Raw genomic sequence first — 687 nt, forward strand, 5'->3', positions numbered from 1 at the left:
CACCCGCAGCAGGCCGTCGGCGGCGACCAGCGCGCGGCGCCGGCGGGGCACCGCGGCGCGGCGGTGCAGCACCGCCCAGCCGTCGGCGGCGACGGCGTCCAGGATGCCGCCGTACAGCACGAGCGCCGTGCGGATGCACGGCCGGGCGACGGGGTCGAGCATCGGCACGCCGGGCGCCGCACGCCGGTAGGCGGCGCGGGTGAGGGCCTCGAACTCGCGCAGTGCCGCGATGACCCGGCGGTCGGTGCGGCCGGTGTCCCGGCAGCGGCGCAGCAGGTCGCGGTCGACGCCGTGCGCGGCCAGCAGGTCGCGGGGCAGGTAGACGCGGCCGCGGTCGAGGTCCTCCCCCACGTCCCGCAGGAAGTTGGTGAGCTGGAAGGCGACGCCCAGTTCGGCCGCGTACGGGGCGGCCTCCTCGCGGGGCACCACGGTGCCGAGGACCGGCAGCATCTGCAGGCCGATCACCGCAGCCGAGCCGTGCATGTAGGCGCGCAACTCGTCGTGGCAGGCGTACTCGGTGACCGTCAGGTCGCTGCGCATGGAGGTGAGGAAGTCGGTGAAGTGGCGGTGGTCGATGGCGTAGCGGCGGCTGGTGTCCGCGAGGGCGGCGACCACCGGCGCGGCGCCCTTCCCGCCGGCCAGGCCCCGGGCGAGGTCGTCACCGAGCCGGTCCAGGGCGGCGGCCCG

Annotated in this window: 1 protein-coding gene; it reads right to left on the reverse strand. The window is 77.1% G+C overall.

The window, feature by feature from the left end; all coding sequences use genetic code 11:
* Nucleotides 1–687, reverse strand: a 687-nt coding sequence (locus DEP02_RS17525; RefSeq protein WP_112468437.1) for a phytoene/squalene synthase family protein, incomplete at both ends; no start/stop codon positions are given.

The sequence above is a fragment of the Streptomyces triticisoli genome (assembly GCF_003270085.1).
In the GTDB taxonomy this organism is placed as follows: Bacteria; Actinomycetota; Actinomycetes; order Streptomycetales; family Streptomycetaceae; genus Streptomyces; species Streptomyces triticisoli.